Here is a 4,876-nt window from a genome sequence, read left to right as displayed (position 1 = left end):
ACGCCGTACGCCGAAAGCGACACGCCGTCGGGAGTGCCCCCAGCACCCGCGAAGTGGCCCCTCACCCCGCGCGGACGAGCCCGAGGGCAGCGCGCACCGTGGCGACGACCTCGCCGGGCGAGAACATGACCTGCTCCCAGGTGAAGCGCAGCACGATCCAGCCGCCGGTGACCAGGGCGTTGTAGCGGATGCAGTCGGCGTCATGGTCGGCCTTGGCGGCGTGGTGGGCCCACGAGTTGGCCTCGATGGCGATGCCGTGGATCGGGTCGGCGAGGTCGGGGTGATAGGTGACGCCGTCGATCGTGGTGGCCCACTGCGGCACCACCGAGATGCCGGCCTCGATGAGGAGCGCGCGCAACACCGACTCGAACGGGTTGGCGGCCAGCGGCGAGGCGTGCTCCACCACGCGGCGTACGGCGACCGACGTGTCCGCTCGCATCGCGGCCTCGAGCTGGTCGCGCGTCACCTCGCCGCTGCGCAGCGCCGAGTCGGCCACTGCCAGCGCCTCGTCGAAGGGGAGCTCTGCCGCGCAGTCCAGCACGGTGCGGACCCTCGATGTCGCCCAGCCGTCGAGGTCGGCCCTGGGCAGGCGGCCGATGGCGAGCGACGCGTCGAGGAGTGCGGCGGGCTTCACTGCCACCTGGATCTGCGGCCACTGCGCCGCCCACTTCACCTTCCACCCCCAGTGCGCCGCCGCGGACAGCAGCCGCAGGTGACCGTCGATGCTGAGGGCGACGGCCTCGGCCTCCTCCGGCGAAGGGAGCGCATAGCGCGAGCGCGACACGTGCACGATCCGGCCGGCCGTCACCGCACGCCGCAGCCGTTTGCGGCTGGTCAGGCCGACGAGCTCACCCGCGGTCGCGATCCCCCCGAGGCGGGTCAGTGCGACGACGGCGTCCATGCCGTGAGTCTCGCCACGCGTGGGGGAGACCGCGAACGGTTGTCCACAGGGGGCCGCCCTGACGAGGCGTGTCCGGCGACACGCCGTACGCCGAAAGCGACACGCCGCAGGTCAGATCCGCTGCTGCGAGGACGTGGCCCCTCAGGAGTCCTTGGTGCGCTTCATCCCCACGAGACCGGGCCTGAAGTTGGGGTCCTCGAGCTGCGCGATGGTGGGGGAGCCGAACATCGGCAGGCCCTGGGTCTTGCGGATGAAGCCCCACACGATCGGCAGCACGATGACGACGAACAGGCCGACCCCGGCGATCAGCATCGGGTGCGTCTCGTCCTCGCCCGCGCCGAGCGGAGCCCAGCCGGCCTTGTCGAGCAGCGCGACGCCACTCATGGTCAGCACCACGACGATGCCGCGACGGATGATCGACTGCGGCACCCTGGGCGCGATCTTCGCGCCCAGCAGGGTGCCGGGCACGGAGCCGATGACGAGCGGGATCAGCACCGCCCAGTCGAGGCCGTGGAGGGCGATGTTGGAGAAGGCGGCCGCCATCACGAGCGGCACCGCCTGGACGAGGTCGGTGCCGACCAGCTTCACGGCGCTGAGCCCGGGGTAGAGCATCAGCAGCGCGATCATGATCACCGAGCCGGAGCCGACGCTGGTGATGCCCACCAGCAGGCCGCCGAGGGCACCGACGAGCACGGTGGGGATGGGGCGGATCGGCGGGTTGGGGTCGGCCTGCACGCCGTCGCCGCGAACACGCTTGAGGTTGATGTAGAGCCGCAGGGCGTAGGTGGAGGCCGCGAACAGCAGGGCGAAACCGATGCAGAGCTTGAGCGTGGTGTCGAGGTCCTCCGGATCGGCGAACCAGTTGACGAGGTGTGGACCGAGCAGCGCCATCGGCACCGAGCCCAGGATCAGCCACTTGGCCAGCTGCATGTTGGGCGAGCCCTCGCGCTTGTGCACGATCGCGCCGCCGGTCTTGTAGATCGCTGCCGCCGTCAGGTCGGCCGTCACGACGGTCGCGGCCTCGCCGACGCCGAGGAAGATCAACGCCGGCGTCATCAACGCGCCGCCGCCCATTCCGGTCAGGCCGACGACGATGCCGACGAAGAAGCCCGCCGCCACGATCGACAGGGCGGTCATGGTGATCAGGTCGCCCATCACTTCTCCTCGGCCAGCGCGCTGACGATCAGTCGCAGCATCATCGACATCTTGCCCGCTGCCGCCTCAGCGGCCACCTTCCCGCGCCGGTAAGGGTCATCGATGTCGTCCTCGGGCAGCGGGGGGATCCGCCGCTCACCCGCTGCGGCGACCAGGTCACGTCCGTGCAGCGCGGGCGCAGCCTGGACGACCCGGGCGAACTGACCCAGGGTGAAGACCTTGCGCAACCCCCGGGGGTGCTCCTCGAGGATGAACGCTCGGTGCGAGCTCTCGGCCGTGAGGATCACGTCCGCCCAGTCGACGAGATCGCGGCTCAACGGTTGGCTCCGGAACCCCGGATCGACGCCAGTCAGCGTTGCCGCCATGTCCGGGTTCATCGGCTGCGCGTCGAGGCCGTGCGTCCCCGCACTGGCGAACGTCAGCTGCGCGTCACCGGCAAGGTCCCGTGCGACCTGCTCCATGTAGGGCGAGCGGCAGATGTTGGCGGTGCAGACGAACAGGACGTTGAGCGGCCCGGTGACGTCCTCGGGTTCGGTGCTCTCCTTGCTTGGCTCCTCGCGGTTCGACCGGCTGTCCGGGGCGCGGAGGTCGAGGTGGCCGGACTCCGCGAGTGCCTCGATCACGTCGTCGAGCGCCGCCTCGATCGTCCGCCCGGTGGTGTCGACGCGGACAGCGGCGTCGTCGGGTTCGTCGTAGGGCGAGGAGATGCCGGTGAACTCCGGGATCTCGCCGCGGCGGGCCTTGGCGTAGAGCCCCTTGCGGTCGCGGCGCTCGCACTCCTCGAGCGGCGTCGCCACATGGATCAGGAAGAAGGCGCCACCCGCGCCCTCGACCATCGCTCGCACGTCGGCGCGGGTCTGGGCGAACGGCGCGATCGGGCTGCACACGGCCAGTCCGCCGTGGCGCGAGATCTCGGCGGCCACCCAGCCGATCCGCCGGATGTTGGTCTCGCGGTCCTCCTTGGAGAAGGTCAGGCCGGCCGACAGGTTGCGGCGGACGACGTCGCCGTCGAGGCTCGTGACGCTGCGGATGCCCTGCTCGAGCACCCGGTCCATCAGCGCGCGGGCCAGGGTCGACTTCCCGCTGCCCGACAGGCCGGTGAAGAACAGGACGAGGCCCTGCTCGTCGGGAGCCGGCTCGTCGCGGTCGACGATCTCGGCGATGGCGAGCGGGTAGGGGCCGTCGGTGTCAGGCAGCGCATGGATGCGGTCGTCACCGGCGTAGTTGGCCAGCACCTGCAGGCCCAGGGAGTGGTCGGCGTCGGCGTCGCCGTGCGCGGCGAGGGGTACGGCGATCACCTCGGCGTCCGGCAGCAGGTCGGCCGCGGCGAGGGTGGCCCGGATCAGCGCGACGGGCGAGAGGGCGGGAGTGCCGTGGCCGGAAAGCGCCACCAGGAGCACGGGTCCGAGGCGGCGTACGGCATCGAGGTCGGCCCGGGACAGGGCGTCGGTGACGGGCACCAGCGTGCGGTGGGCGAAGCGCTCGCGGGCCTGCCGCGGGGTGAGGTGGAGCCGGCGGAAGGGGCCGAACTGCGCATGCGTGAGGCTCGTGACGGCGCCACTGTGCGGCGCGAGCACGGCGAGGGGCAGCCCCTCGGGGTCCACGAGCTCGATCTCGTGCTCGTCCGCGAGGGCGGCCGGGACGTCGATGGTCACGACACTGCCGGGCTCGTTGAAACCGGTCAGCGGGAGCAGGGCACCGGTGGTCAGGAGCTCGAGGTCGTCGAGCTCGCGCGGGCCGGGGCAGTGCTGGGGTGTGGACACGGGGTCAATCCTGCCAGTCGACGAGCACTAGCCTGCAGGCATGTCGAGACCTGTCGTCGTGGCCGAGATCGTGCGTTCGGGCTTCGTGGAGGGCCATCACTACGGATCGGTGGTGGCGTTGGACGCTGCCGGTGAGGTCGAGTGGTCCGTGGGCATGGTCGACGAGCAGATCCTGCCGCGCTCGTGCAACAAGCCGATCCAGGCGCTGGCCATGGTGCGCGCCGGCCTGTCACTGCCTCCCGAGCTGCTCGCGCTCGCGTGCGCCTCGCACTCCGGCGAGCCCTTCCACATCGAGGGTGTACGCCGCATTCTCACCGGCGCCGGACTCGACGAGTCCGCCCTGCAGACCCCGCTCGACTACCCCCTCGACGACGCTGCGCGTGAGCAGGTGATCCGCGACGGCGGCGCCAGGAGCTCGATCCAGATGAACTGCTCGGGCAAGCACGCCGCCATGCTCGCCACCTGTGTGCTCAATGGTTGGTCGATAGAGGACTACCTCGACCCGGCGCACCCGCTGCAGGTCGCGATCGCCGACGCCTTCGCCGAGGTCACCGGCGAGCAGGTCGAGGTGGTGGCCGTGGACGGTTGCGGAGCGCCCCTGCTCTCGACGTCGCTGATCGGCCTGGCCCGCGCCTTCCGCGCTCTTGCCGTCGCCACGTCGGGCCCCTCGTTCCAGATCGCGGAGGCGATCCGCAGCCATCCGGCCTACGTCTCCGGCACGACCCGCGACGAGCGTGCGCTGCTCACGGCCATCCCGGGCTCGATCGGCAAGGCGGGTGCGGAGTCCTGCTACGCCGTGGCGCTGGCCGACGGCCGGGCCTTCGCGCTCAAGACCGACGACGGGGCGCCTCGGGTGCGGCCGGTGCTGATGGCGGCGGCACTGGAGCGGTCGGGCGCGCTCCAGATGGAGGGCGTCGACGCGGTCGCCGTACGCAAGACCGGAGAGCTGACCCTGTTGGGGGGCGGAGAGCCGGTCGGAGAGATCCGCGCCTGCTTCTGACGCCGAGCTCGCGCTCGGTCCGGGCGACGCTCAGGGGTGGACCTGTCGACGGCGGGT

The 4,876-nt window shown here is 71.4% G+C and carries 4 protein-coding genes; 1 reads left to right on the top strand and 3 read right to left on the bottom strand.

The window, feature by feature from the left end:
• Positions 1 to 61: 61 nt before the first annotated feature.
• From RMO85_RS09565 to cysC, 3 genes are all read right to left on the bottom strand, one after another.
• A complete protein-coding gene (locus RMO85_RS09565) occupies positions 62 to 901 on the bottom strand; it encodes a DUF559 domain-containing protein (RefSeq protein WP_310528496.1) in 840 nt (279 codons plus the stop codon).
• A 141-nt stretch (positions 902 to 1,042) separates the two neighbouring features.
• The gene (locus RMO85_RS09560; RefSeq protein WP_310528495.1) at positions 1,043 to 2,056 is read right to left on the bottom strand and encodes a sulfite exporter TauE/SafE family protein; all 1,014 of its coding nucleotides are present in this window, start codon (positions 2,054 to 2,056) and stop codon (positions 1,043 to 1,045) included.
• Entirely contained in the window at positions 2,056 to 3,819 is a 1,764-nt protein-coding gene (cysC, locus tag RMO85_RS09555) for an adenylyl-sulfate kinase (protein ID WP_310528494.1), read from the bottom strand. Before cysC ends, RMO85_RS09560 begins: the two co-directional genes overlap by 1 nt.
• A gap of 40 nt (positions 3,820 to 3,859) precedes the next feature.
• Between cysC and RMO85_RS09550 the strand changes: the two genes are divergently transcribed.
• Positions 3,860 to 4,819 (top strand): asparaginase, encoded by a 960-nt coding sequence (locus RMO85_RS09550; protein WP_310528493.1) that lies wholly within the window; start codon positions 3,860 to 3,862, stop codon positions 4,817 to 4,819.
• The last annotated feature ends 57 nt before the right edge of the window (positions 4,820 to 4,876 follow it).

It is taken from the genome of Nocardioides sp. (assembly GCF_031422975.1).
Classification (GTDB): Bacteria; Actinomycetota; Actinomycetes; order Propionibacteriales; family Nocardioidaceae; genus Nocardioides.
Note: the sequence above shows the minus strand (reverse complement) of the source record. Positions and strands in the feature narration are given on the sequence as shown.

Coding starts and splice junctions, on each gene's coding strand:
- RMO85_RS09565 (WP_310528496.1), bottom strand. CDS start 901: ATGGACGCCGTCGTCGCACTGACCCGCCTCGGGGGGATCGCGACCGCG.
- RMO85_RS09560 (WP_310528495.1), bottom strand. CDS start 2,056: ATGGGCGACCTGATCACCATGACCGCCCTGTCGATCGTGGCGGCGGGC.
- RMO85_RS09550 (WP_310528493.1), top strand. CDS start 3,860: ATGTCGAGACCTGTCGTCGTGGCCGAGATCGTGCGTTCGGGCTTCGTG.